A 24,723-nucleotide genomic window follows, 5' to 3' on the forward strand; every position below is an offset into this window, starting at 1 on the left:
CCGGACGCGTGTCGCGCCGTCAGCGCCGCGCTGTCAGCAGACCCGGACGGTAGGGCAGGAGGCCGTAGTCGCCCCCGGAGTCGGGGCTGCGCCCCTGGTAGAGCAACTGCAGGTTGCACGGATCGACGGTCATGGTCTGATCGGGGCTCGTGCGGATCAGCTCGCCGTGGCTGATGTCGTTGGTCCAGGTGGCCCCGCTGTTGGCCTTGCCGGCGAACGGGTTGCTCTCGGTGGCGGCCTGGGGCGTCCATGAGCCGTTCAGGCTGGTGGCCGTGAACGAGCGGAAGTAGCGGCCCTGCGAGCCGATGGCCTCGACGATCATGAGGTAGCGGTTCTGGCCCTGGAGCTTGTAGACCTGCGGGGCTTCGAACAGGTTGTTCGTCGTATCGCTCATGATCACTGTCGAGGTCGTGCCGAAGCTGCCCGGGAAGTTCCCGATCGGCATGGCGGCCCGGTAGATCTTGCCGTTGTCACCGGCGAAGAACAGGTACATGTTCGTCCCGTCACCGATGAGCGTCTGGTCGATGGGGCCTGTTCCGGAGCCGGAGATGCTTCCGGAGAAGAGCACCTGCGGGGACGACCACCCATTCGGGTTGGTGGGGTCGCTCGACGTCCGGTAGGAGAAGGCGGTCCCACCCCACTGGTAGGCGAGCACCCAGATGTTCTTCGGCGCGAAGTAGAAGAGCGTGGGCGCGACGGTGGCGGCCGACATCGTGTTCTGGCCGGCCGAGGCCATCTCCGACCAGTTGGTGAACGGGCTGAAATTCATCGAACCCCAGCTCGTCCCCGTGTCGTGCGTCGTCGCGTAGACGAGTTGCCTGCCGTTGTAGGGGACGACGGTGAAGTCCTTGAGCGAGGCCCAGCCCGGCTTCGGCTGCGCCAGCGCGCCCGTCGACGTCCAGCGGTATGCCGACGGGAGATCGCACGGACCGGGGTTGTCGCCGCCGACCCTGACGAGCTGCCACTGCTGGTTGGTGCCGCCCCAGTCGTCGTACTGGACGACGTTCGCGTTGTCGGCGGTGGAGGCGCCTTGTATCTCGAGGGCCTTGTTGCTGTGGCGCGAGACCAACCTCACGTAGCCGTCCGAGCTGTCGGCCAGCCGCCACTGCTGGTTGGTGGCGTTCAGGTCGGTCCACTGGACGATGGAACCGCCGTTCGCGGTGGACCAGTTGTGGACGTCCAGCACCTTGCCCGAGTGACGGGACTTGATGCGGTAGTAGCCGCCCCCGGAATCGACGAACTGCCACTGCTGCTGGTTCTGATCGTTCCTGGTCCACTGGGTGAGGCGGGCGCCGTCGTTGGTCGCCAGGTTGTAGACGTCCAGGGCCTTGCCGCTGTTGCGATTGACCAGCACGTACGAGGCGTTGGGGTCCACGGTCGCCGCGTCGGCGGGCTGGGCGCCGAGGAAGGTGGCCGCGAGCAGCAGAGGCGCGAGGACGGCGAGTAAGCGTCTCAGACGGACCGGGGACGAGGGGCGAAACCACATCAGAAGGCCTCCTTCGCGGGGGCGGGGTGAGGTGACCCCGATGAACAGGGAGCGGGGAGCGGCATACCAGGGGTAAGGGAAATCTCGAAAGTTTCGAAGAATTCTCGGATGCTTCGACGCCACAAGCTAGGAATGCGGAGCGGACCGGTCAAGGGCTGTCACCGATCTGTCCACAAAAAGCGCCTGTCTCCGCCGGCCTGACGAGCCGTCCTACCGATCAGTCCGTTTCTGCGGTTCGCCTTTTGGCGTGCGGGATTCGAAAGGTTCGGTTGAGTAGTCGAAACTTTTTCTGCTGGAAGTATTGACGATGCATCGTCAACACCTCAATCATCCCTGTCTGAGAACCGGCCATGGTTCGAGATGTCGAACCGCGTCGGGCCAAGCAAGGTGGTGCCGCACGGCGGATCACTGCACAGACGCACAGACGCACAGACGCGCAGATGCATCGACATACCCAGCCGCACGACTGATCCGCGCACCACAGCACCTGCGCCACCCCGTTTTCGTTCCGGTGAGGTTCGCCCCAGCGCATCCTGGCTTCGCGCGGTTGGAGAGGTACGCGAGGCCGCGTGGCGGATCCCCCGGCTGAGCCGCGATGGAGTACCCGCATGCCCCACGCCTGCGTCGGAACACCCCGCCGCCCGCCCTAGGTCACCCGACGGCCGACCTGGTGCGTCCGTCCCGGCCGGGACGGTCCCGGTCCGGTGACCCGCGGTGCCGTCCGGTGCCGGCCGCGAGGGTCGGGGTTCCGTGACCGCGGTGTCGTCCGTGCCGGTCGGAATGGTCCCGGTCCCGTGACCGCGGTGTCCGGTGACGCCGTGCTGCCCAGGTTCCGTCCACCGCCCGTCCGCCTGTCCGCCCGTCCGTCCACCCGTCCGTTCGCCGAAGGGAAGCGGACGCCGCGTTCCTCTGCGTTTCCGTCCTTCCGTGATCTCTACCTTGGAGGCACCTTCATGGGCTCCTACGCCCTTCTCGGACCCGTCGTCCGCCGGAAGATCCGCGGCCTGCTGCCGGCGCTGGTCGTCGGCGTTCTCGGCGCGGTCGCCCCACTGGCCGCGCCGCCGACCGCACACGCCGCCGAGAACACGCTCGGCGCCGCGGCGGCGCAGAGCGGCCGCTACTTCGGCACCGCCATCGCCTCGGGCAGGCTCGGCGACTCGGCGTACACGACGATCGCGAGCCGTGAGTTCAACTCGGTGACGGCCGAGAACGAGATGAAGATCGACGCCACCGAACCGCAGCGGGGCCAGTTCACCTTCACCGCCGGTGACCGCGTCTACAACTGGGCGGTACAGAACGGCAAGCAGGTGCGCGGCCACACCCTGGCCTGGCACTCCCAGCAGCCCGGCTGGATGCAGAGCCTCAGCGGCAGCACGCTGCGCCAGGCGATGATCGGCCACATCAACGGCGTGATGGCCCACTACAAGGGCAAGATCGCCCAGTGGGACGTCGTGAACGAGGCCTTCGCCGACGGCGGTTCGGGAGCCCGGCGCGACTCCAACCTGCAACGCACCGGCAACGACTGGATCGAGGTCGCCTTCCGCACCGCGCGCGCCGCCGACCCGGCCGCCAAGCTCTGCTACAACGACTACAACGTCGAGGACTGGAACTGGGCCAAGACCCAGGCCATGTACTCCATGGTCCGGGACTTCAAGCAGCGCGGCGTGCCGATCGACTGTGTCGGGTTCCAGTCGCACTTCAACAGCGGCAGCCCCTACAACAGCAACTTCCGCACCACCCTCCAGAACTTCGCCGCCCTCGGTGTCGACGTGGCCATCACCGAACTGGACATCCAGGGCGCCCCGGCCACGACCTACGCCAACGTGACCAAGGACTGCCTGGCCGTCCCGCGCTGCCTCGGCATCACCGTCTGGGGTGTGCGCGACACCGACTCCTGGCGATCGCAGGACACGCCGCTGCTGTTCAACGGCGACGGCAGCAAGAAGGCCGCCTACACCGCCGTCCTCAACGCGCTCAACGGCGGCACCTCCACGCCCCCTTCGGGCTCCGGGCAGGTCAAGGGCGTCGGGTCGGGCCGCTGCCTGGACGTGCCCGGCAGCAGCACCACCGACGGCACCCAGCTCCAACTGTGGGACTGCAACAGCGGCACCAACCAGCAGTGGACGTACACCGCCGCCGGTGAACTCAGGGTCTACGGCAACAAGTGCCTGGACGCCGGCGGCACCGGCAACGGCACCAAGGTGCAGATCTACGGCTGCTGGGGCGCCGACAACCAGAAGTGGCGCCTCAACTCCGACGGATCCATCGTCGGCGTCCAGTCCGGCCTCTGCCTCGACGCCGTCTCGAGCGGCACCGCCAACGGCACCCTGATCCAGCTCTACTCCTGCTCGAGCGGCGGCAACCAGCGCTGGACCCGCACCTGATGGGACCCGCCACGAAACGAAAGGGTGAATCGATGACGTCCTACGGCGCGGCTTCCCCCGCCCGTTCGAGAGGACCTCGTTGGTGGTCCCGGGTCGCCGCCTTGGTGGCGGCGACCCTCGCGATCGGCATGCTCGCCGTGGCGAACCCAGCGCCCGCCGAGGCGGCGACGGTGGACACCAATGCCTGGTACGTCCTGGTCAATCGCAACAGCGGCAAGGCGCTGGACGTCTCCGACACGTCCACCGCCGACGGCGCGCGGGTCAGCCAGTGGACGCGCCACGACGGAGCCAACCAGCAGTGGCAGTTCGTGGACTCCGGCGACGGCTTCTACCGCCTCAAGGCCCGGCATTCGGACAAGGTTCTCGACGTGGCCGGCGCCTCGACCGCGGACGGTGCCGCGATCCAGCAGTGGACCGACCACAACGGGGCCAACCAGCAGTTCCGCCTGGCCGACTCCGACGCGGGCCACGTCCGGCTGATCAACCGCACCAGCGGCAAGGCGGTGGAGGTGCAGGGCGCCTCCACCGCCGACGGCGGCAATGTCGTCCAGTACGCCGACTGGGGTGGCGCCAACCAGCAATGGCAGATGATCAAGCTGTCGTCCGGTGGTGGCGGCGGCGGATGCGGTAGCGCCCCGACTCTGGCGAGCGGCACGCACACGATGCAGAGCGGCGGCAAGACCCGCAGCTTCATCCTCCGGGTTCCCGCCGACTACGACAACAGCCACCCCTACCGGCTGATCTTCGCGTTCCACTGGCGGGGCGGCACCGCCGGCGAGGTCGCCTCCGGCGGCACGAGTGGGAACGCCTGGTCCTACTACGGCCAACAGGAACAGTCGAACAACAGCGCGATCCTCGTCGCTCCCCAGGGCCTCGGCAATGGCTGGGCCAACTCGGGCGGTGAGGACGTCACCTTCGTCGACGACATGATCCGGCGCATCGAGGGCGGCCTCTGTGTCAACCCGGCACAGCGGTTCGCCACGGGATTCAGCTGGGGCGGCGGTATGAGCTACGCACTCGCGTGCAGCCGGGCGAACGTCTTCCGGGCCGTCGCGGTCATGTCCGGCGCCCAGATCAGCGGATGCAGCGGCGGCACCCAGCCCATCGCCTACTTCGGGATCCACGGCATCAGCGACAACGTCCTCAACATCGGGCAAGGGCGGTCCCTGCGCGACACATTCGTCCGCAACAACGGGTGCACCGCGCAGAGCCCGCGCGAGCCCGCGCCGGGCAGCCGGACGCACATCACCACCACCTACGCGGGCTGCCGTGCCGGATACCCGGTCCAATGGGCCGCGTTCGACGGAGGCCACATACCCGGTCCGGTCGACGGCTCCTCCGGCGAGAGCGGCGTCACCACCTGGACCAAGGCAGAGATCTGGAGGTTCTTCGCACAGTTCGGGTGATCCGCCCTCCCGCATCACAGGTGGGGCCGGGACAACCCTGGCCCCACCCCGTCCACGTCTCTTCCGTATCGAAGGACGGGGAGTCCCATCAGTCGGGTCAGGGCGCCGGCACGACCCTGCCGAAGACCTCGCGGCCAGGCGACGCTTCCCTCCCGAGCCTCTTCGGCTGCCGGTGGGACATGCCTGGCACCACAGCCTCCCCTGCACGGGCCGGGAGGCCGCAACTCACGCCCATGGCGTCACCCATTCCCCTGCAATCGAATAGGCGTATTTCCACCGCCCACTTGGAGCCATCCGAGTGAAGTTCGGGGATCGTGCCAGTCCTGCCGTTTCCATGCCACCGGCCCGTTGGTTGTCCAGGGCGGAAGACCGACCCGTCCCATGGCGGCGGGTTCCTCATCCTCCGAGACTTTGGAGTCGCTGACAGTGCGAGTCGCTCTCACCGGGGCCACCGGGTTCCTCGGACTGCGCCTTCTCCGGGAGTTGCTCGAGCGCCACGACTCGCTGACGGTTCTCACGCATGCCGGGTCGGGAAGCGCGCTCAGGCGGATCACGCGGTTCATGGAACTGACGAACACGCCCGGCGAGGTGATCGCGGAGCTGCCCAACCGGCTTCGTGTCGTGGAGACCGATCTGGCACAGCCACAACTGGGACTGTCGACCGCGGTCTTCCGGCAACTGGCGGACGAACTCGACGTGATCTGGCACAGCGCGGGCAACATCAATCTGGACGACGATCTCGTGGCTCTTCGCCGGGTCAACGTCGAGGGAACCCGCAACGTGCTGGAACTGGCTGCCGTAGGCGTGGGAAAGCCGATGGTCTTCCACGTCAGCACCGCCTTCGTCGCCGGTGCACGGCCTGAAGGCGTGATCTACGAGGACGAGTTGGACGGCGCGCACGGCTTCGAGAACGGCTACGAGCGGTCCAAGTACGAAGCCGAGGTCCTGGTGCACGAATGGTCGCGGGCCCACGGGCGACCGGTGGGGATCATGCGGCCCGGCATCCTGGTCACGGACCTTGCCCCCGACGCCGAACTTCCCCAGCACCCACTGCAGTTCATCTCCCGCATCGTGCAGGCCTCCGCGCGCGGTGACGGTCTCGCTGTCGCCGGGAGGGGCGTCGCCGAGGAGGACCGGCCGGTCGTACGGATGACGGGACGCCACGACGGGCACCTGAACCTGATGCCGGTGGAACACGCCGCCGCCGTCATGGTCCGGTTGGCGAGCGGGGCGCCCTCCGGACGGGTCGACACCTATCAGATCGTCCATGATCACGAGGTCGCCACGACGGTGCTCGTCGCGCTGTTGGAGCGGCTGGTGCCGGTGAGAGTGCGGCTCGTCGAGAAGAAGCCGCACGACCCGACCGCACTGGAGGCCACCGCGGATCTCTACCCGGGATTCACGCCGTACCTCAGTCACCGCCGTCGTTTCGACGACACCCGGGTGCGGACCCGGCTGGGCCCGTTCTCGTCCGGGATCCGCGTCGATCTCGACTACCTGACCAGCGGGCTGAGCCCCAAGCAGTCCACGCAGTCCACGTCCGCCGCCGGAGTGCGCTGACGGCACCCGTTGCTCCCGCTGTCGCGGCGCCGGGTCCGGATCACGACACGCTCTTCGAATGCCCCGTCCACATGGGAAGTCGACTCTTGTCCGTACTGGCATGTCCCGACGAAGCCGTCACCGCCTCGCCGGTGTTCGATCCGGAGCAGATCGCGGCCTGTGTTCGCCGGGTCAGGGAACACGCGCACATCGTCACCGGCCCCACAGGCCGGGAGCTGGGGCTGGTGATGGGGGCCCGGCCCGTCGGGGACGTCGTCGGCACACTGCCGCCGCTCTATCCGGAGTGGCTGGGCGGGCGAACCTTCTGCGAGGCGCACGGGGTCCGCTTCCCTTATGTGGCGGGCGAGATGGCGAACGGCATCGCCACGACGCGAATGGTGACGGCGATGGCCCGCGCCGAGATGCTCGGCTTCTTCGGAGCCGGCGGTCTCGGCCTGCCCGAAGTCGAGCGAGCTGTGCGGGAGCTGGCCGGAGACCTGGCCGGTATGCCGAACTGGGGCGTGAACCTGATCCACTCCCCGAACGAACCCGAGTTGGAGTACCGGGTCGCCAAGCTGCTGCTGCGGCACGGCGTTCCCTGCGTCTCGGCGTCGGCGTACATGGGGCTCACCCCGGCCGTGGTGCTGTGCTCGGCCGCAGGGCTGCGCCGGGGCCCGGAGGGGCAGATCGTGCGGCGTACGCGCCTCTTCGCCAAGGTGTCGCGCCCGGAGGTCGCCGAACGCTTCCTCTCACCGGCTCCTCCGGACCTGTTGCGTCACCTCGTGGAGCGGGGGGAACTCGGCGCGGAGGAAGCCGCCCTCGCGGCGCGGGTTCCTGTGGCGGAGGACATCACGGTGGAGTCCGACAGCGGTGGACACACCGACAACCGGCCACTCGGCGTCCTGCTGCCACGCATCCTGAACCTGCGGGACCGACTCGTCCGGCGATTCGGGTACCCGCGGGCGGTCAGGGTCGGCGCGGCCGGTGGACTGGGCACACCGGACGGGGTCGCCGCCGCGTTCGCACTCGGCGCGGCCTATGTGGTGACGGGATCCGTCAACCAGGTCGCCGTGGAAGCCGGCATCTCGGACGACGCGAAGGCGATGCTGACCGAAGCCGACATCGCCGATGTGGTCATGGCGCCCGCCGCCGACATGTTCGAACTGGGCGTCAAGCTGCAGGTCCTGCGCCGGGGCACCATGTTCGCCCAGCGGGCCGGTCAGCTGTACGAGGCGTACCGGGCTCACCCGTCGCTGGAGGAGCTGCCGCCGGAGGTGCGCGCGAAGATCGAACGGGACGTGCTCGGAGCGCCGGTCGAGGAGGTCTGGGACCTCACGCGGCGATTCTGGGAGCAACGCGACCCGGCGGAGATCGCCCGCGCGGAACGGGACCCCAAGCACCGTATGGCACTGGTCTTCCGCTGGTACCTGGGCAACTCCAGCCGTTGGGCGATCACCGGGGAGACAGCCCGGCGCGGCGACTACCAGCTCTGGTGCGGCCCGGCGATGGGGGCGTTCAACCAGTGGACCGCCGGAAGTGTCCTGGCGGAACGGGACAACCGATCCGTGGTGCAGATCGCCCTCAACCTGCTCGAAGGGGCGGCCGTGAGCACCCGCGCGCACCAGCTCCGCACGTACGGCGTGCCGGTGCCTCCCGCGGCGTTCGCCTTCACACCGTGTCTCTTCGCCTGACCGCGCCTTCCCGGGCGCGGTTCTCCGCGCCGACCGCCGACCGCGCCGACCCACAAGGAAGTTGAGAGTATGTCCGACCCTCGCCCCCGACAGGTTCCGATCGCCGTGGTCGGGATCGGCGCTCTGCTGCCCGGCCCGCACGGCGCCGACGGGTTCTGGCAGACGGTCGTGGCCGGCCGCGATCTGATCACCGACGTCCCCGCCGCGCGCTGGCTCGTCGAGGACTACTACGACCCCGATCCCGCCGCACCGGACAAGACGTACGCCCGCAGGGGAGCCTTCCTGTCCGAGGTCGCGTTCGACCCGATGGCCTTCGGTATCCCGCCCAACACCCTCGCGACGACGGACACCGTGCAGTTGCTCGCGCTCACGGTCGCCGAGCAGGTCCTCACCGATGTCGGCGGGCTTGCGGGAATGGACCGCGACCGCGTGTCCGTCGTCCTTGGCGCCGGCGCGACGGAACTGCTGACGCACATGACCGCGCGGATCCAGCGGCCGGTGTGGCTCAAGGCCCTGCGGGAGAACGGGATCCCGGAGGAGGAGGCCCAAGCCGTCTGCGACAGCGTGACCGATCACTACGCACCGTGGCAGGAGTCGACCTTTCCGGGGCTGCTGGCCAACGTCATCGCGGGCAGGATCGCCAACCGGTTCGACCTGCACGGCACCAATCACACCACCGACGCCGCGTGCGCCAGTTCCTTCGCGGCACTGTCGGTGGCGATGAGCGAGCTGTCCCTGGGCCGGTCCGACCTCGTGATCAGCGGCGGTGTCGACGCCTCGAACGACGCGGGCACGTTCATGTGCTTCTCCAAGACACCCGCCCTGTCGCCCAGTGGCGACTGCAGGCCGTTCTCCGACCAGGCCGACGGCACGATGCTCGGCGAGGGCATCGCCATGTACGCCCTGAAGCGGCTGTCCGACGCGGAGCGCGCGGGGGACCGGATCTACGCCGTCGTCCGTGGCATCGGCACCTCGTCGGACGGCAGAAGCGGAGCGATCTACGCCCCGGTGCCCGAAGGACAGGCCCGGGCTCTGCGGCGCACCTACGAGGAGGCCGGCTACGGGCCGGAGACCGTCGAACTGGTGGAGGCCCACGGCACCGGGACCCGCGCGGGAGACGCCGCGGAGTTCGCCGCGCTGCGCCAGGTGTACGAGGAGTCCGGCCGCGACGACCGGCAGTGGTGTGCGCTCGGCTCGGTCAAGTCGCAGGTCGGCCACACCAAGTGTGCCGCCGGTGCCGTGGGACTCCTCAAGAGCGTCCTGGCTCTGCACCACAAGGTCCTTCCGCCGATGATCAAGGTTGATCGGCCGGATCCCGCGATGCGAATCGACGACAGCCCCTTCTACGTGAACACCCGGTCGCGTCCGTGGGTGCGCCCCGCCGGCCATCCGCGCCGGGCGGCTGTGTCCAGTTTCGGCTTCGGCGGCAGCAACTTCCACGTCGCACTGGAGGAGTACGAGCCCTCCGCCGAATCCGGTGGCCGTGCGGCATGGCGCGCCCGCACCGCCCCCACCGAACTGGTGCTGTTCAGCGCTCCGTCCGCGCCGGCCCTGCGGGAACGGAAGATCGACAGCTCCCGCCCGCCGGCCGATGTGGCACGGGAGAGTCAGCGGGACTTCCGCGTGAGCGACCCGTTCCGCCTCGCGATCGTCGCGGCAGACGGCGACGACCTGTCCGCGAAGCTCGAGCAGGCTCTCGCGCTGATCGGCCGACAGCCCGACGCACCGTTCTCCACACCGACCGGAATCCACTACGCCACCGGCGCGGCGGCCGTCGGACGCATCGGGTTCCTCTTTCCGGGGCAGGGCGCTCAGTACGTCGGCATGGGCGCGGACGTGGCCATGCTGTCCCCGGCCGCCCAAGCGGTCTGGGACCGGCTGGGAGCCCTGGAGTTCGATGGTCGCCCGCTGCACCGCGTGGTGTTCCCGCCGCCGGCCTTCAGCGACGAGGAGCGGGCCACTCAGCAGGCTCTGCTGACCGAGACGGAATGGGCGCAGCCCGCGCTGGCGGTGCACAGTCTCGCCCTGCTCCAGGTACTGAACGGTCTCGGGCTGCGACCGGACTGCGTGGCAGGGCACAGCTTCGGCGAGCTGGCGGCGCTGCACGCCGCGGGCGCACTGGAGGCCGAGTCGCTGGTGGGCCTCGCTCGCAGGCGCGGTGAGCTGATGCGACAGGCTGCCGCCGCGCCGGGCGCGATGTTGGCCGTGGCGGCCGGCCGGGCACAGGTCGAGGACATCCTCGTCGGCAGTGGCGCCACGGACGTCTGGCTGGCCAACCACAACGCTCCGGCCCAGGTCGTGGTCTCCGGCACGACCGGAGCGATCGAACTGATCGAGCGGAAACTCGCCGCCGAGGGCATCACCGCACGCCGGCTTCACGCCGCGACGGCTTTCCACAGCCCGATCGTCGCCCGGGCGAGCGAACCACTGCTGGACCACCTCCGCGCGCTCTCGGTCAGCGAGCCCCGGCTCGAGGTCTACGGCAACGCCGACGCCGCGGTGTATCCGTCCGCACCCGAGGAGATCCGGCGCAGGATCGCCGACCACATCGCCTCACCGGTGCTGTTCCACGACGAGATCGAGTCGATGTACGCCGCCGGAGTGCGCACGTTCGTCGAGGTCGGCGCCGGTGACACGCTCACGGGCCTCGTCCGGCAGATCCTCGGGGACCGTGAGCACCTGGCGGTCGGCCTGGACCGCCAGGGACGCAGCGGTGTCACCTCGTTGCAGGACGCGCTCGGCCGGCTCGCCGTATGGGGCGTCCCACTCGACCACGAAGACTTGTGGGCGCCGTACGCGCCCCCCGTAGCAGCAGGCGAGGAGCACAAGCCCAGGATGACCGTGAAGATCGACGGCAAGAACCACGGTCGGCTCTACCCGCCCGCCGGCGGGGCGACCGCGCTGCCCGCGCCCAACCCGCCTCGACGACCCGACGTACCCTCACCCGCCGCACAGCCTGCGGCCCCGGCAGCCGCCGTTCCGGTCGCGCAGCCTGTGGCCCCGGCAGCCGCCGTTCCCGCCGTCGTCGAGTCGCCCGCTGGGCCGCCCGCTGTGCCTGCCCTGTCTGCCGGTTCTGCCGCACCCGCCGCGGCCGGCGCTGACGGCAACTGGTTCGCCCTGCTCGACAACGTGCAGCGTCACACGGCGGAGGTCCATCAATCCTGCCAGCGCATGCTGATGGACAGTCACCTGGCCTTCCTCCAGATGACCGAGACGACCATGACCGCGCTGCTGGGAGCAGTGAGCGGGGAACGGGCGCATACGTATACGCAGACGCAGGCCCTGTTCGCGTCACCCGGCACCGGCACCGGCACCGGCACCGGCACGGGCACCGGCACCGGCACCGGCACCGGCACCGGCACGGGCGCCGTGCCGACGGTGCTGCCCTCGCCTCCCGAGGACTCCGCTGCTGCCGCGCTCCTCGTGCCCTCGGTGACGCCGACAGCCGCCTCTCCCGTCGTCGTTCCGGAACCTCCGCCGGTCCTGGCGGCGCCCGCTCCGGGCGTGCCCCAGGATGTGTCCGCCGCGGGTTTCGAGGAACTGCTGCTGTCCGTGGTGGCGGACCGGACCGGCTATCCGGTCGGAATGCTGAACGTCGACATGGAACTCGAGTCGGATCTCGGGGTGGATTCGATCAAACGGGTGGAGATCCTGTCCGCCATGAGGGAGCGGGTGGGCGACCGTCCCGGCGGGGACGTGGGAGAGCTGTTGAAGCTCCGCACCCTGCGGCAGATCGTCGAAGCGTTCACCGCCGCCGTCACCGGTGGCGCTCCCGCCACCTCCGTTCCGGCCGCAAGGCCCGGCACCGACCACGAGACGTCCGCACCTCGGCACGAGCCCGCCGGGCGGACGGACCTCGGCAGGCTCGCCCTGCGGGCGTTCGACACCCCGGCACCCGGACTGGCCCTGGCCGGTCTGGGGGACGAGCCGATCGCGGTGACCGAGGACGGCTGCGGAACCGCCGAACTGGTGGCGGCCAAACTGGTCGACCACGGTTTCCGGGCCACCGCCGTGTCCACCGTTCCCGCGGGCTGCCGGGCGGTCGTGCACCTCGGCGGACTCGCGCCGCTCAGTTCACCCGAGGAAGCGCTGGAGTTGCAGCGGGACGCCTTCCGAACGGCGCGGTCGGTCGCGTCGGACTTCGCCGACCGGGGCGGGGTCTTCGTCACCGTGCAGGACACCGGCGGTGACTTCGGGCTCCGCGGCCGTCGGCCCGAGCGGGCGTGGCTGGGAGGAATCGCCGCGCTGGCCAGGACCGCGGCCAAGGAGTGGCCCTCCGCGTCGGTCAAGGCGATCGACTGCGAGCGCGGAGACCGCGACGCCGTCGGCGTCGCCGAAGCGATCGTCCGGGAACTGCTTCGCGGCGGTCCCGCGACGGAGGTGGGCCTGCGCGCGGACGGCACCCGCACCACGCTCGTCGCGGTCCCGGCGCCCGTGAACCCCGGGCCCACGGCGGGCATCGGACCGGACTCGGTGGTCGTGGCCACCGGTGGCGCCCGGGGAGTGACCGCGGCCGCGCTGCTGGACCTAGCCAGGACCCACCGGCCCCGGATCGTGTTGCTCGGCCGCACCGAACCGGCCGAGGAACCGCCGGGACTGGCGGCGGCGACGGACGAGGCCGCACTCACCCGTGCCCTCGCCGAGCGCTCCGGAACGGTGGCTCCCGCCGCGATCGGCGCCCAGGCCCGCGGCATCCTGGCGGCCCGTGAGGTCCGGACCACGCTCGCGGCACTGGAGAGCGCCGGTTCCCGGGTCAGGTACGTGCCGGTGGACGTCCGGGACGGCAAGGCCCTGCACGACGCCTTGGAGGAGGTCCGCCGGGACTGGGGGCCGATCACCGGGATCGTGCACGGTGCCGGAGTGCGAGCGGACAAGCTGATCGCCGACAAGACCGACGAGCAGTACGACCACGTCCTGACGACCAAGGTGGGCGGGCTGCGCGCGCTGCTCGCGGCGACCGAGAGCGATCCGCTCGACTCGATCGTCCTGTTCTCCTCGGTGGCCGCCGTCTTCGGCAACGCCGGGCAGAGCGACTACGCCATGGCCAACGAGGTGCTCAACCACGTGGCCCGCGCCGAACGAGCCCGCCGCCCCGACCGCCTGGTGCGGTCCATCGCCTGGGGCCCGTGGCAGGGAGGGATGGTCACCCCCGAGCTGGCCGCCCACTTCGGCCGGTCCGGGGTCCCGCTCATCTCCCTGGCGCAGGGCGCCGCGGCCTTCACCGCCGAACTGGGCGCTCCGGGCGCCGACACCACCGTGGTCGTCGCGGCCGGTGACGACCTGAACCCCATGACCGTCACCGGACCGGCCCCGGCGCAGGTGCGGATCGACGCTCACACACACCCCCATCTCGCCGACCACGACATCGCCGGTGTCCCGGTATTGCCGGTGGCACTGGCCCTGGAATGGTTCGCCGGCGCCGCCACGGCCTGGCGGCCGAACGGCCGCCACCTGGTGCTGCGGGACGTCCGCGTCTTCAGCAAGGTCGCTCTGCCGCACCTCGACGGCCCCGGCCACCGGCTCACCTTGCGCGGTCGCGGAGGGCCGGCCGAAGCGCCCTCGGTCCTGGAGGCCGAACTGGTCGGGGAGGACGGCCTGCCGCACTTCCGGACCCACCTGGAGTTCGGGACGGACGCTTCGCGGTCCGCGGGGTGGGACACACCGAAGGGCCTCACCGCGCCCGCCCGCGCCGAGATCTACGACGGCCGGGTGCTCTTCCACGGCCCGCGCTTCCGGTCCATCCGCGCGGTCCACAAGATCGGCGCGGACGGAGCCGAGGCCACGGTGACCGGTGTGAGCGAACTCGGCTGGGACGGTGACCACTGGCAACTCGACCCGGCCGCCGTGGACGCTGCCCTGCAACTCGCTTTGCTGTGGGCCGAGAACGCGTTCGGTGACGCGACCCTGCCGATGGCCGTCGCGGAGTGCCGGGTGCACCGGAGCGGTCCCGTCGAGGGCACCGTGCGGTGCGTGGTGCGGGCCAGGAAGGTGCACGACACGGGAGCGCGCTGCGATGCGGCCCTCGTCGACCCCGACGGCCTGCCCAGGGTGGAGCTGCTCGGCGTGGAACTCGTACGGCGCCCCTCCTGAGCCGGCGTCACCGAGCCGGCGAACCCCCTCTCTCCGCATCCGTGACAGCCACACGCGCGTCCGTGTTCGTCCTGAAATGAGACCGGAATGGTATTCGAACCGATCGCCGTCGTCGGCCGGGGCTGCGTGTTCCCCGACGCCCTCGACCCCGACGCGTTCTGGGACAACATCGCCGCACGCCGGTGCAGTCTGGCCCCGGTCCCGGACGGTCGCTGGCGGTTGCCGCATCGTTGGGCGACGGGCACCGTCGACGACCACCTCGACCGGACGTGGACCGATGTCGGCGGCTACGTACGGGACTTCGAGTCGGTCTTCGATCCCACCGGGTTCCGCGTCGCCCCCGAGGAGATCCTCGGTCTGGACCCGCTGTTCCACTGGGTTCTGTACGGCGCCAGGCAGGCGCTGCGCGAGGCCGGACACGACGGGGCGTCGGCCCGCGCGGGACTGGTGCTGGGAAACCTGTCCTACCCGACGAGTGCGGGTTCCGCCTTCGCCGAGCACGTATGGCTGTCCGAGCGGGCACCGTCGCTGCTGTCCGCCCTGGGCCGGGCCAGGCCCGACGCGCGCAACCGCTTCTCCGCGGGGCTTCCGGCGCAGTTCGCGGCCAGAGCGCTCGGCCTCGGCGCGGGTGCCTTCGCGCTCGACGCGGCCTGCGCCTCCTCCCTGTACGCGATCAAGCTGGCCTGTGACCGCCTGCACGACGGGACGGCGGACGTCATGGTCGCCGGCGGGGTCAACCGGGCCGACAACCTGCTTCTGCACGTGGGGTTCTGCGGCCTGTCCGCGGTGAGCCGCACCAGCCGCAGTCGGCCCTTCCACCGGGAGGCCGACGGGCTGCTCGCCGGCGAGGGCGCCGGGTTCGTCGCGCTGATGCGCCTGCGCGACGCACTCGCACACCGTTCGCCGGTACTCGGAGTCATCCGGGGGATCGGGCTGTCCAACGACGGGCGCGGCAGGGGCCTGCTCAGCCCCGCGCAGGAGGGGCAGGAGCGTGCGATGCATCTGGCGTACGCCATGGCGGGCGTCGCACCGCGGACCGTGTCCCTCGTCGAATGCCACGCGACGGGGACTCCGGTCGGAGACGTGGTGGAAGCCCGGGGTATGGCGCGGGTCTTCGCGGACAGTGCCGACGTACCCATCGGCTCGGTGAAGTCCAACGTCGGGCACCTGCTGGCCTCGGCCGGAGCCGGAGGACTGCTCAAGGTGCTCGGTGCGATGCGGGCGGGCGTCCGTCCCGCCACGCTCGGCGCCGAGGACCCGCTGACCGAACTGCACGGCACACCGCTGCGCGTGCTCGGCGAGTCCGAGCCGTGGTCCGGGCGTCGCCGGGCGGCGGTGAGCGCCTTCGGGTTCGGCGGCACCAACGCCCACCTGATCGTCGACGCCTGGGACGGTACGGACGGCGCCACGGTGGCGGTCCCCGGCATCCCGCGCCCACCGGGTACGCCGCTGGCGATCGTGGCGCTCGCGGCCCGCGTCGGCGAGGGAGCCGACACCCAGGACTTCTGCCGTGCGGTCCTCGACGGCCGGCGGAGCGGGCCGGCCTCGAAGGTCGAGGTGGCCCTGCCGGGTCTGCGCGTGCCGCCGCTGGCGGTCGAAAAGGCACTGCCCCAGCAGATCCTGATGCTCGAAGCCGCAAGGGAAGCGGCGCGAAACATCCGCCTGCCGCGTGAGCGCACCATGGTGGTCGTCGGGACGGAGGTGGACACGCAGAACTCCCGTGCCGGCGCGCGCTGGCGAGCCCCTTCCTGGCTGGAGGAGGCCGGGAAGGAGATCGGCCCGGACCTGGTCGAGCGCGTCCGTGACGCCTTCTCGGCGCCGATGGACGCGGAGCGGGTCGTCGGCACGTTGCCGAACCTCGTGGCCAACCGGATCAACACCCAGCTCGATCTCGCCGGACCCGGCTACACCGTGTCCGCCGGGGAGGCCTCCGGTCTGGTCGCCCTCGGCCTCGCGGCGCGTGCGATCAGAGCCATGGAGGTCGACGCCGCACTGGTCGGCGCCGTCGATCTCTCCTGCGAGGCCGTCCACCAGGCAGCCCTGCGCGAACTCGGACACGAGACCGACACCGGGGACGCCGCTGTCGTGGTCGTACTGAAACATCTCGCCGACGCCCGCAAGGAGGGCGACACCGTTCTCGCCCTCCTCGACGAGGATCCCGTCGACGGGCCGGACGTGGTCCTCGGGAACGGCCCGGACGCCGGATTCGACCCGGCCGACCTCTTCGGCCGCGCCCACGCCGCCCAGGGGCTGCTGGCGGTCGCGGCCGCGGTGACCGCTCTGAGACACCGCGCGCTCCCGCGGAGGGAGGGCCCCGCCGACGCCCATCCGGGCATGCGCACCGCGCACGTGGTCATGTCGCCGCCGGACGGACCTCCGGCGCGGGTGCACATGAGGGCCGCCGACATCGGGCCGTGGGCGGACGGACCGGCGCCCCGCCTGCACGTGTACTCCGGCGTCGACCGGCGAACGGTCCTGGCCGCGCTGGAGGCGGGCACCGAGTCCCGCGAAGGACCCGCCAGGCTGGTCCTCGTGGCGGACGGCGATCCCCGAGCGCACCGGGATGCCGTACGCCGGTGGCTCGCCGAGGGCGGGGTCAAGCCGCCTGGGGCGGCGTATCGCGATGCGCCGGTGCCGGGCGAGGTCGCCTTCGTGTTCACCAACGGGTCGGCCGCCTACCCGGGCATGGGCCGTGAGGTCCTGCTGGCCCTTCCCTCACTCGGCGACGCGGTCGCGGCCACGTACGGGAACGCCATCGGGCGGCCGACGGCCGGTTCCGCGCCGACGGTACTCGACCAGATCTGGGGGGCCGCCCAACTCGCCGCGGTGCACGCGGAGTTGAGTCAGGAGCTACTCGGCCTGAAGCCGGACGCCGCCATCGGCTACTCCTCCGGGGAGTCGGCCGCCCTGGTCGCCCTCGGAGCGTGGAGGGACGTCGCGGCCCTGTACCAGGACACCTGGGACAGCGGCCTGTTCACCAGTGAACTCACCGGCGAACTGCGAGGGGTGCGCCGTGCCTGGGAACGGCTGGGCGTCGAGGGTGATCGCTGGTCGAGCTACTTGGTCACGGCGCCTCTTGAGCGGGTTCACGCGGCACTGGCGGACGAACGCGCCGTCCATCTGATGGCGGTCAACGCCCCCGACGTGTGCGTGGTCGGCGGCGAATCACAGGCGTGTGCCGCCGTCATGGCACGTCTCGGCACCGCCTGTGCCATGCCGATCGCATACGACCTGGCCGCCCACGCTCCCGAACTGTCCGAGGTCCGCGACCGCTGGTGGAACCTCCATCACCGTCCCACCAGCGCCGTGCCCGGGGTGCGGTTCTACAGCGGTGCCACCACGCGCTGGTACACCCCGACGGCCGCGCGCGCCGCCGACGCCGTCACGGCGCAGGGCCTGGGCACGATCGACTTCGCGGGGACCGTCGAACAGGCCTGGGCCGACGGAGTCCGCGTCTTCGTCGAGCACGGGCCGCGCGGCCTGTGCACCGGGTGGATCAAGCGGATCCTCGGCCCTCGCGAGCACGTGGCCGTCGCACTCGACGCCCAGGACAGGGGGCTGCGGCAGCTGACTCTCGCCGTGGCCGAACTCGTCGCCGCCGGCGTACCCGTACGCGCCGAGGAACTCTTCGGGCAGCTGCGAGCCGCAGCACCGGCAGGGACCGAGGACGTCCCCGCCCTCACCGTTCCCGCCCACTGGGAGATCACCTTGCCGTCGCTCGAGCAACCCGCGGTGACCATGCCGAGGGCCCCCCGCCTGGCACCGGTCCCGCCCCGGCCGGCCGCCGGACCCGTCGCCGCCGACCTCGTCGCCACCGCGGTCGGCACCGAGACGCAGGTGACGGACGCGCGGACGCTCGTCGCGCGGCAGATCCACCGCGTGACCGAGCTGCACCAGGACGTGCTCGCCCGACACGTCCAGGTGCACCAGAGGTTCCTCCAGGTCAGGGCCCAGCTCAGCGCCGCACTCGTCCAGGCGGCGGCGGGGGCCGCGCCCTCGCCGCCGACACCGGTCATGCCTTCACCCGCTGTCCCTTCGCCAGCTGTCCCTTCGGCCGCCGGCCCTTCGCCCGCTGCCGTCGACAAGGGGCGACTCAGCCCCCTGCCAGGGCCGGTGTTCGACCGGCGCCAGCTGGAACACCTCGCCTCACAGCCGGTCTCCACCCTGTTCGGTCCCAAGTTCGCCGCGCAGGACGGGTACGAGGTGCAGACCAGGATGCCCGGACCGCCGATGCTGCTCACCGACCGGGTCACCGGCATCGACGCCGTCCCGGCGGCCCTGGCCGAACTCGGGCCGGAACACGCGACCGGCACGATCCGGACCGAGACCGACGTCCGCCTCGACAGCTGGTACCTCGACTCCACCGGCCGCATGCCGGCCGGCCTGGTGATCGAGGCGGGCCAGGCGGACCTGCTGCTGATCAGCTGGCTCGGAATCGACCTGCTCAACCGCGGCGAACGGGCCTACCGGCTGCTCGGCTGCGAACTGACCCACCACGGCAGCCGGCCCCGGGCGGGAGAGACGCTGCGATACGAGATCCACATCGACCGGCACGCCGAACACGGCGGCGTCCGCCTCTTCTTCTTCCACTACGACTGCTACGCCGACGGCGAACTGCGGCTGAGCGTCCGCGACGGACAAGCGGGCTTCTTCACGAAGGCCGAACTCGACCACAGCGACGGCGTGCGCTGGGACCCCGCCGACCGCCCGCCGGCCGGGGACCTCCCGCTCGACCCGCCGGCGGTGCGCTGCACGCGGTCGTCCTTCACCGCCGAACAGGTGCTGGCCTTCGCCGGCGGCCGTCCGGCGGACTGCTTCGGCGCCGGGTGGGACATCACCAGGTCACATGTGCGCTCACCCGGGTTGGACGAAGGCCGCCTGCTGCTCCTGCACGAGGTCACCGCGTTCGACCCGGCGGGTGGCCCGTGGGGGCGCGGCTATCTCCGTGCCGAGACCCCCGTCTCACCGGACGACTGGTTCTTCGAGGGCCACTTCGACCACGATCCGTGCATGCCGGGAACCCTGATGCTCCAGGCGGGCCTCCAGGCGATGGCCTTCCACCTGGCAGCCCTCGGCTTCACCGTGGCCAGGGACGGGTGGCGCTTCGAGCCGGCCACCGAGCGGAGCTACACCGTCCAGTGCCGTGGGCAGGTCACCCCGGCCAGCGAGCGGGTCGTGTACGAGGTGTTCGTGCACGGCGTCTCAGCCGGCCCGGAGCCGACCCTGTACGCCGACATCCTCGGCACCGTCGACGGGGTCAAGGCGTTCCACGCCCACCACGTCGCCCTCCGGCTGGTGCCGGACTGGCCCCTGTCGTACTGGCGGCAGCTCGGCGGCCACAGGGAGCAGACCAGCGGAACACCGGTGCCGCTCGCCTCACTCGGCGGACTCGTCGGTCATCGCGAGTCCAAGGCGGTGGTGGAACACGAGGGATTCGCCTTCGACTACGCCGCGTTGCTGTCGTGTGCGTGGGGACGACCGAGTGAGGCGTTCGGCAGCGCGGCCCGTCTCTTCGACGGCACGCGCAGGATCGCGCGGCTGCCCGGGCCGCCCTACCACTTCATGACCCGCGTCGTCTCCGTGGGCGGGCCGCAGCGCGGCATGCGCCAGGGGAGCCGGGTGGTCGCCGAGTACGACGTGCCCGACGAAGTGTGGTACTTCGAGCAGAACGGCGACCAGGTGATGCCGTTCGCCGTGCTCATGGAGATCGCGTTGCAGCCGTGCGGATGGCTCGCCGCCTACGTCGGCTGCCCTCTGACCGCCGACATCGACCTGCTCTTCCGCAACCTCGACGGGACGGGAACGATCACCGGCGAGGTCACGCCGAAGACCCGGATCGTGCGTACCGAAGCGGAACTGACCACGATCTCGCGGACCGGCGAGATGATCATCGTGTCGTTCGCGGTCCGGTGCTCCGCCGACGGCCGAGACGTCTTCACCCTGTCCACGGTGTTCGGGTTCTTCCCGCCCTCGGCCTTCGATCATCAGATCGGACTGCCCGTGTCGGAGACCGATCGGGCCGCGCTGGAGGAGCCCTGCGCGCGCACGGTCGATCTCACGACGAGTCCCGCCCGCTACTTCGCCGGTACGGCCGGGCTGCCCGGCCCGATGCTGCTGATGCTCGACCGGATCACCGGTTACTGGCCGGACGGCGGCCGTGCGGGACTGGGGCGGCTGCGGTCGGAGAGGGACGTGGATGCGGGGGAGTGGTTCTTCAAGGCCCACTTCTTCCAGGATCCGGTCCAGCCGGGCTCCCTGGGGATCGAGGCCATGTGCCAGTTGCTCCAGTTCTATCTGATCGAGCGGGGGCTCACGGATGACGTGCCGTATCCCCGGTTCGAACCCGTCATGCTCGATCACGAGGTGATCTGGAAGTACCGCGGCCAGATCACCCCCCGTAACCGTCTCATCAGGATCGATCTGGAGATCCTGGAGGTCGCCGAGGACTCCCGAGGGCGGCACGCGATCGCCGAGGCCCGGCTCTGGGGGGACGACATCTGCCTCTACCACGCCCGCGGACTCGGCGTCCGGGTCGTGTCCGGGCACGGCCCGTCCGGCGCGACGGAGGGGACGGAGGGGACGGAGAAGCCGGAGGAGTCGGGGGAGCTGGAAGGGAGGGAGGAGACGCTCGATCCCGCGGTCGAGACGTGGACCGGTGACCACTGCCCGACCTGGACGATCCCCGCACTGCCGATGATGTCGGTCGTCGACCGGCTCGCACAGGCCGCGGCGGACCACGCCGGCCAGAACGTGGTCGCCGTGCGCGACGTTCAGCTCCGGCGCTGGATTCCGCTCGCCGGGCCCGTCCGGTTGCGGACGGAGGTGGCACCGGCGGAGGCGGGACTGGACGTCACGCTGCTCATGTGGCGCGAGGCGGCGACGCCCGCGCTGTCCCGGTTCGAGGAAGTGGCCAGGGGCACCGTCCTGGTGGGCGCCTGGCCGGAGCGCCGTCCCGATCGGTTCGCCCCGATGCCGGACGCCGAGGCGCAGCCGGACCCCTACGCGTCGGCCGAACTGTTCCACGGCCCGGCGTTCCAGTACCTGACCTCGCTGGCCGTCGGAGCGACCGGGTCCTCCGGCGTGACCGAGGTGGCCCGGGGCACGGTGCCGAGAGGATGCCTGCATCAGGGACTCCTGGACGCGCTCCTCCAGGTGATCCCGTCCGGCAGCCTCTGGCGGTGGTCCCCGCAGATCGGTGACGACGTCGTCGGCTATCCCCTCCGCCTGGTCTCCCTGGAGCTGTTCGAAGCTCCGCCGGAGACGGGCGAGGCCGAGATCGAGGCCCGCTTCGGCGGGTTCGTCACCGAGGAGGCGAGCCCCGGACCCATGACGGCGGTCGACATCCAGTTGTGCGTGGACGGGCGGGTCGCCGCCGCGCTGCGGCTGATCAACGTCCTGCTGCCCGTCGGCCCGCTCTCCCGCGCCTCGCTCGTCGAACGCCGGGACTTCCTGGTCCGCCGTCGCGCCATGGCGGGGGTGGGTCTGTGCAGAAGCGTCGACGGGACGACGGAACTCCTCGCCGACGAGGTCGACCAAGTGGACTGGCTCAGGGGGACAGTGGCGTACGCCATGGGACTGCCGCCCGGCTCCCGGGGGCGGGACCATCTGGAGGTCATCGCCGTCAAGGACCACGTCGGCCGGCTGACCGGAGTGCACCCGTGCGACATCGAGGTGAGCGAGGACCTGCGGTCCGCCCGCACCCCCTCCGGGCACGAGCACCCCGTCGAGGTCGTCCGCACCGGCGACAGGGTGACGGTGCGCCGCGGGGATGAGCGATGACCCCGGGCGGCGAGGGCCTCGGCCCCATGCGGCCCAAGGGCGCCGAGCGGCTGGTGCACCTGCGGTCCCGGTGGCGGTACGCGTTTCTCGCGCTGACCGTACTGGTGACGGTCGGTCTGGCGTTCGTCGGCCTCGGTGTGTTCGGCCGGCTCACCGGGGGCGGATGGACTCCTGCCGACGCGGAGTCCGCCCGGGCGGACGCGGTGCTGCGGAAGGACTTCCACTCCGGCAACCCCGACCTGGTTCTCCTCGTCGGCGCGCCTCGGTCCGTCGACGAGCCGCGGGCGGCAGCCGCCGGCCGACGTCTGACGGAACGGCTTCGTACCGACTCACGCGTTCAGCACCTCGACTCCTACTGGCCGCGGCGCGACCCCTCACTGGTGTCCCGGGACCGCCGGACCGCGCTCGTCAGCCTCCGACTCCTCGGCGGGGAACGCGAAGCGACGCGCACCGCCGAGAGCATCCGCCGTGCCGTCGCGGGCACTACGGGGCCGCTGACGACGTCCGTCGCCGGTCGCGCGGTGGCCAGCCGAGAACTGGAGGCGCAGAGTCAGCGGGACCTCGTACGAGCGGAACTCATTGCCGCTCCGCTCGTCCTGCTGATCCTCGTCCTGATCTTCGGCAACGTCCTGAGCGCTCTGCTCGCCCTCTTCGCCGGCGGCATCGCCGTGGTGGGCACGCTGGCACTGTTGCGCGTTCTCACCGAGTTCACACAGGTGTCCGTCTTCGCGGTCAACCTCACCACGGCGCTGGGCTTCGCACTCGCCATCGACTACGGCCTGTTCCTCATCACCCGCCATCGAGAGGAGCTGGCGGCCGGACGCGACGTCGGGCAGGCCGTTCTGGTCAGCCTGCGTACCGCGGGCCGGACCGTCTTCTTCTCCGCGTTGACGGTCACGCTGTCGATGTCGGCGCTGCTGGCCTTCCCGCTGCACTTCCTGCGCTCGCTGGCCTACGCGGGGATGAGCGTGGCGGCCCTGGCCGGACTGACCGCCGTGCTCGTCCTGCCGGTGTGCCTGCTCGTCGCCGGTCACCGGGTCGGTCACCGGGTCGGCCGCCGGGTCGGCCGTCGGCGCGGCGCGGCATCGTCGGCCGGAGCAGCCGCCGACAGTGCCGGCACCTGGCGCGGACGTGGCTTCTTCGACCGCACCGCGCGGACCGTCATGCGCCGTCCTCTCCTCACCGTCGTCCTGGTGGTTCCGGCGCTGCTGTGTCTCGCCAGCCCGTTCCAGCGCGTCGAGTTCGGCCTGTCGGACGACCGCGCGCTGTCCGCTTCGTCACCCGTGCACCGGGCCACCGACGTGATGCGCAAGGATTTCGACACGCAGGCGACGGACATGGCGAGCATCGTGCTGCCCGGCCTGACGAACGCGTCGTCGCCGGATCTGGCCGACTACGCCCGGAGGGTGTCACTGACGCCGCACGTGCTCAGGGTGGACACCGTGACGGGTTCCTACACCGCAGGAGTGCGGCAGGCGCCACCCACGCCGATGTCCGCCCGCTTCTCCGGACTCGGCGGCAGTTGGCTCTCGGTCGTCACCGACGCCGAGCCCTACTCCGCCGAAGGCGGTCGACTCGTCCGCGCGCTGCGCGCGTTGTCCGCCCCGGTACCCGCTCTCGTGGGCGGTGACGCGGCGGCACTCGTGGACACCCGAGCCGTCGTGGGCGACGGGCTCGGACGGGCCGCCGGGATCATCGTGCTCGTCATCTTCACCCTGCTCTTCCTCTTCACCGGCAGTGTCCTCGTCCCGGTGAAGGCCGTGGTCCTCAACATGCTCAGTCTCACCGCCACGTTCGGAGCAGTCGTCTACCTGTTCCAGGAGGGTCATCTGCGGTGGCTGGTCGGCGACTTCATCGTCACCGGCACCACGGACACCCTCCTTCCCGTCCTCATGTTCTGTGTCACCTTCGGAGTCTCGATGGACTACGAGATGTTCCTGCTGTCCAGGATCATGGAGGAGTACCGCCGTACGGGCGACACCACCACGGCCGTGGCCGGCGGTCTCGAGGAGACCGGTCGGCTGTTCACCGCCGCGGCCCTGGTCATCGCCGTCACCATGGCGGCGATGGCCACCTCCCACCTCACCCCGCTGAAGCTCCTGGGCGTGGGGCTCACGCTCGCGGTCGTCCTGGACGCGACACTGGTGAGGATGCTCCTGGTGCCGGCCATCATGAAGATGGCGGGGAGGGCGAACTGGTGGTGCCCGGCGCCCCTGCGTCACGTGCACGCCAAAGTCGGCTTCACCGAGGCGGCATCGAAAGCAGCGGCCTGAGCGCCACTCTCCCAGGAGGGCGAGCACGTCCCCGCCACTGCTCCCGAAAGCAGCGGTCTCTACGCCGGTCTCCCA

At 70.9% G+C, this 24,723-nt stretch carries 8 protein-coding genes; 7 read left to right on the top strand and 1 reads right to left on the bottom strand.

The window, feature by feature from the left end; genetic code table 11:
* Positions 1–19: 19 nt before the first annotated feature.
* On the bottom strand, positions 20–1,486 hold the full coding sequence (locus ACFYO5_RS07330; protein ID WP_388705252.1) for a non-reducing end alpha-L-arabinofuranosidase family hydrolase: 1,467 nt from the start codon (positions 1,484–1,486) through the stop codon (positions 20–22).
* A 953-nt stretch (positions 1,487–2,439) separates the two neighbouring features.
* Here ACFYO5_RS07330 and ACFYO5_RS07335 point away from each other — a divergent pair.
* The 7 genes from ACFYO5_RS07335 to ACFYO5_RS07365 all read left to right on the top strand — a co-directional run bounded on the left by ACFYO5_RS07335 (position 2,440) and on the right by ACFYO5_RS07365 (position 24,648).
* Complete coding sequence (locus tag ACFYO5_RS07335) at positions 2,440–3,870, top strand: endo-1,4-beta-xylanase (RefSeq protein WP_388705255.1); 1,431 nt, start codon at positions 2,440–2,442, stop codon at positions 3,868–3,870.
* Positions 3,871–3,971: 101 nt separating this feature from the next.
* On the top strand, positions 3,972–5,276 hold the full coding sequence (locus ACFYO5_RS07340; protein ID WP_388707110.1) for an RICIN domain-containing protein: 1,305 nt from the start codon (positions 3,972–3,974) through the stop codon (positions 5,274–5,276).
* A gap of 381 nt (positions 5,277–5,657) precedes the next feature.
* The gene (locus ACFYO5_RS07345) at positions 5,658–6,836 is read left to right on the top strand and encodes an SDR family oxidoreductase (protein WP_388705257.1); all 1,179 of its coding nucleotides are present in this window, start codon (positions 5,658–5,660) and stop codon (positions 6,834–6,836) included.
* Between the two features lie 86 nt (positions 6,837–6,922).
* Entirely contained in the window at positions 6,923–8,506 is a 1,584-nt protein-coding gene (locus ACFYO5_RS07350) for a PfaD family polyunsaturated fatty acid/polyketide biosynthesis protein (RefSeq protein ID WP_388705260.1), read from the top strand.
* A 69-nt stretch (positions 8,507–8,575) separates the two neighbouring features.
* Positions 8,576–14,596 (top strand): SDR family NAD(P)-dependent oxidoreductase, encoded by a 6,021-nt coding sequence (locus ACFYO5_RS07355; RefSeq protein WP_388705262.1) that lies wholly within the window; start codon positions 8,576–8,578, stop codon positions 14,594–14,596.
* A gap of 87 nt (positions 14,597–14,683) precedes the next feature.
* Positions 14,684–22,375, top strand: a complete 7,692-nt coding sequence (locus ACFYO5_RS07360; RefSeq protein ID WP_388705265.1) for a beta-ketoacyl synthase N-terminal-like domain-containing protein — start codon at positions 14,684–14,686, stop codon at positions 22,373–22,375.
* On the top strand, positions 22,372–24,648 hold the full coding sequence (locus tag ACFYO5_RS07365; RefSeq protein WP_388705268.1) for an MMPL family transporter: 2,277 nt from the start codon (positions 22,372–22,374) through the stop codon (positions 24,646–24,648). Before ACFYO5_RS07360 ends, ACFYO5_RS07365 begins: the two co-directional genes overlap by 4 nt.
* Positions 24,649–24,723: the final 75 nt, after the last annotated feature.

Origin of the sequence: Streptomyces sp. NPDC006259 (assembly GCF_042870975.1) — a bacterium.
Classification (GTDB): domain Bacteria; phylum Actinomycetota; class Actinomycetes; order Streptomycetales; family Streptomycetaceae; genus Streptomyces.

Bases quoted from the DNA above. Each gene is read 5' to 3' on its own strand.
- ACFYO5_RS07365 (WP_388705268.1), top strand. From the start codon at position 22,372: ATGACCCCGGGCGGCGAGGGCCTCGGCCCCATGCGGCCCAAGGGCGCC.
- ACFYO5_RS07345 (WP_388705257.1), top strand. From the start codon at position 5,658: ATGGCGGCGGGTTCCTCATCCTCCGAGACTTTGGAGTCGCTGACAGTG.
- ACFYO5_RS07335 (WP_388705255.1), top strand. From the start codon at position 2,440: ATGGGCTCCTACGCCCTTCTCGGACCCGTCGTCCGCCGGAAGATCCGC.
- ACFYO5_RS07360 (WP_388705265.1), top strand. From the start codon at position 14,684: ATGGTATTCGAACCGATCGCCGTCGTCGGCCGGGGCTGCGTGTTCCCC.
- ACFYO5_RS07330 (WP_388705252.1), bottom strand. From the start codon at position 1,486: ATGTGGTTTCGCCCCTCGTCCCCGGTCCGTCTGAGACGCTTACTCGCC.
- ACFYO5_RS07355 (WP_388705262.1), top strand. From the start codon at position 8,576: ATGTCCGACCCTCGCCCCCGACAGGTTCCGATCGCCGTGGTCGGGATC.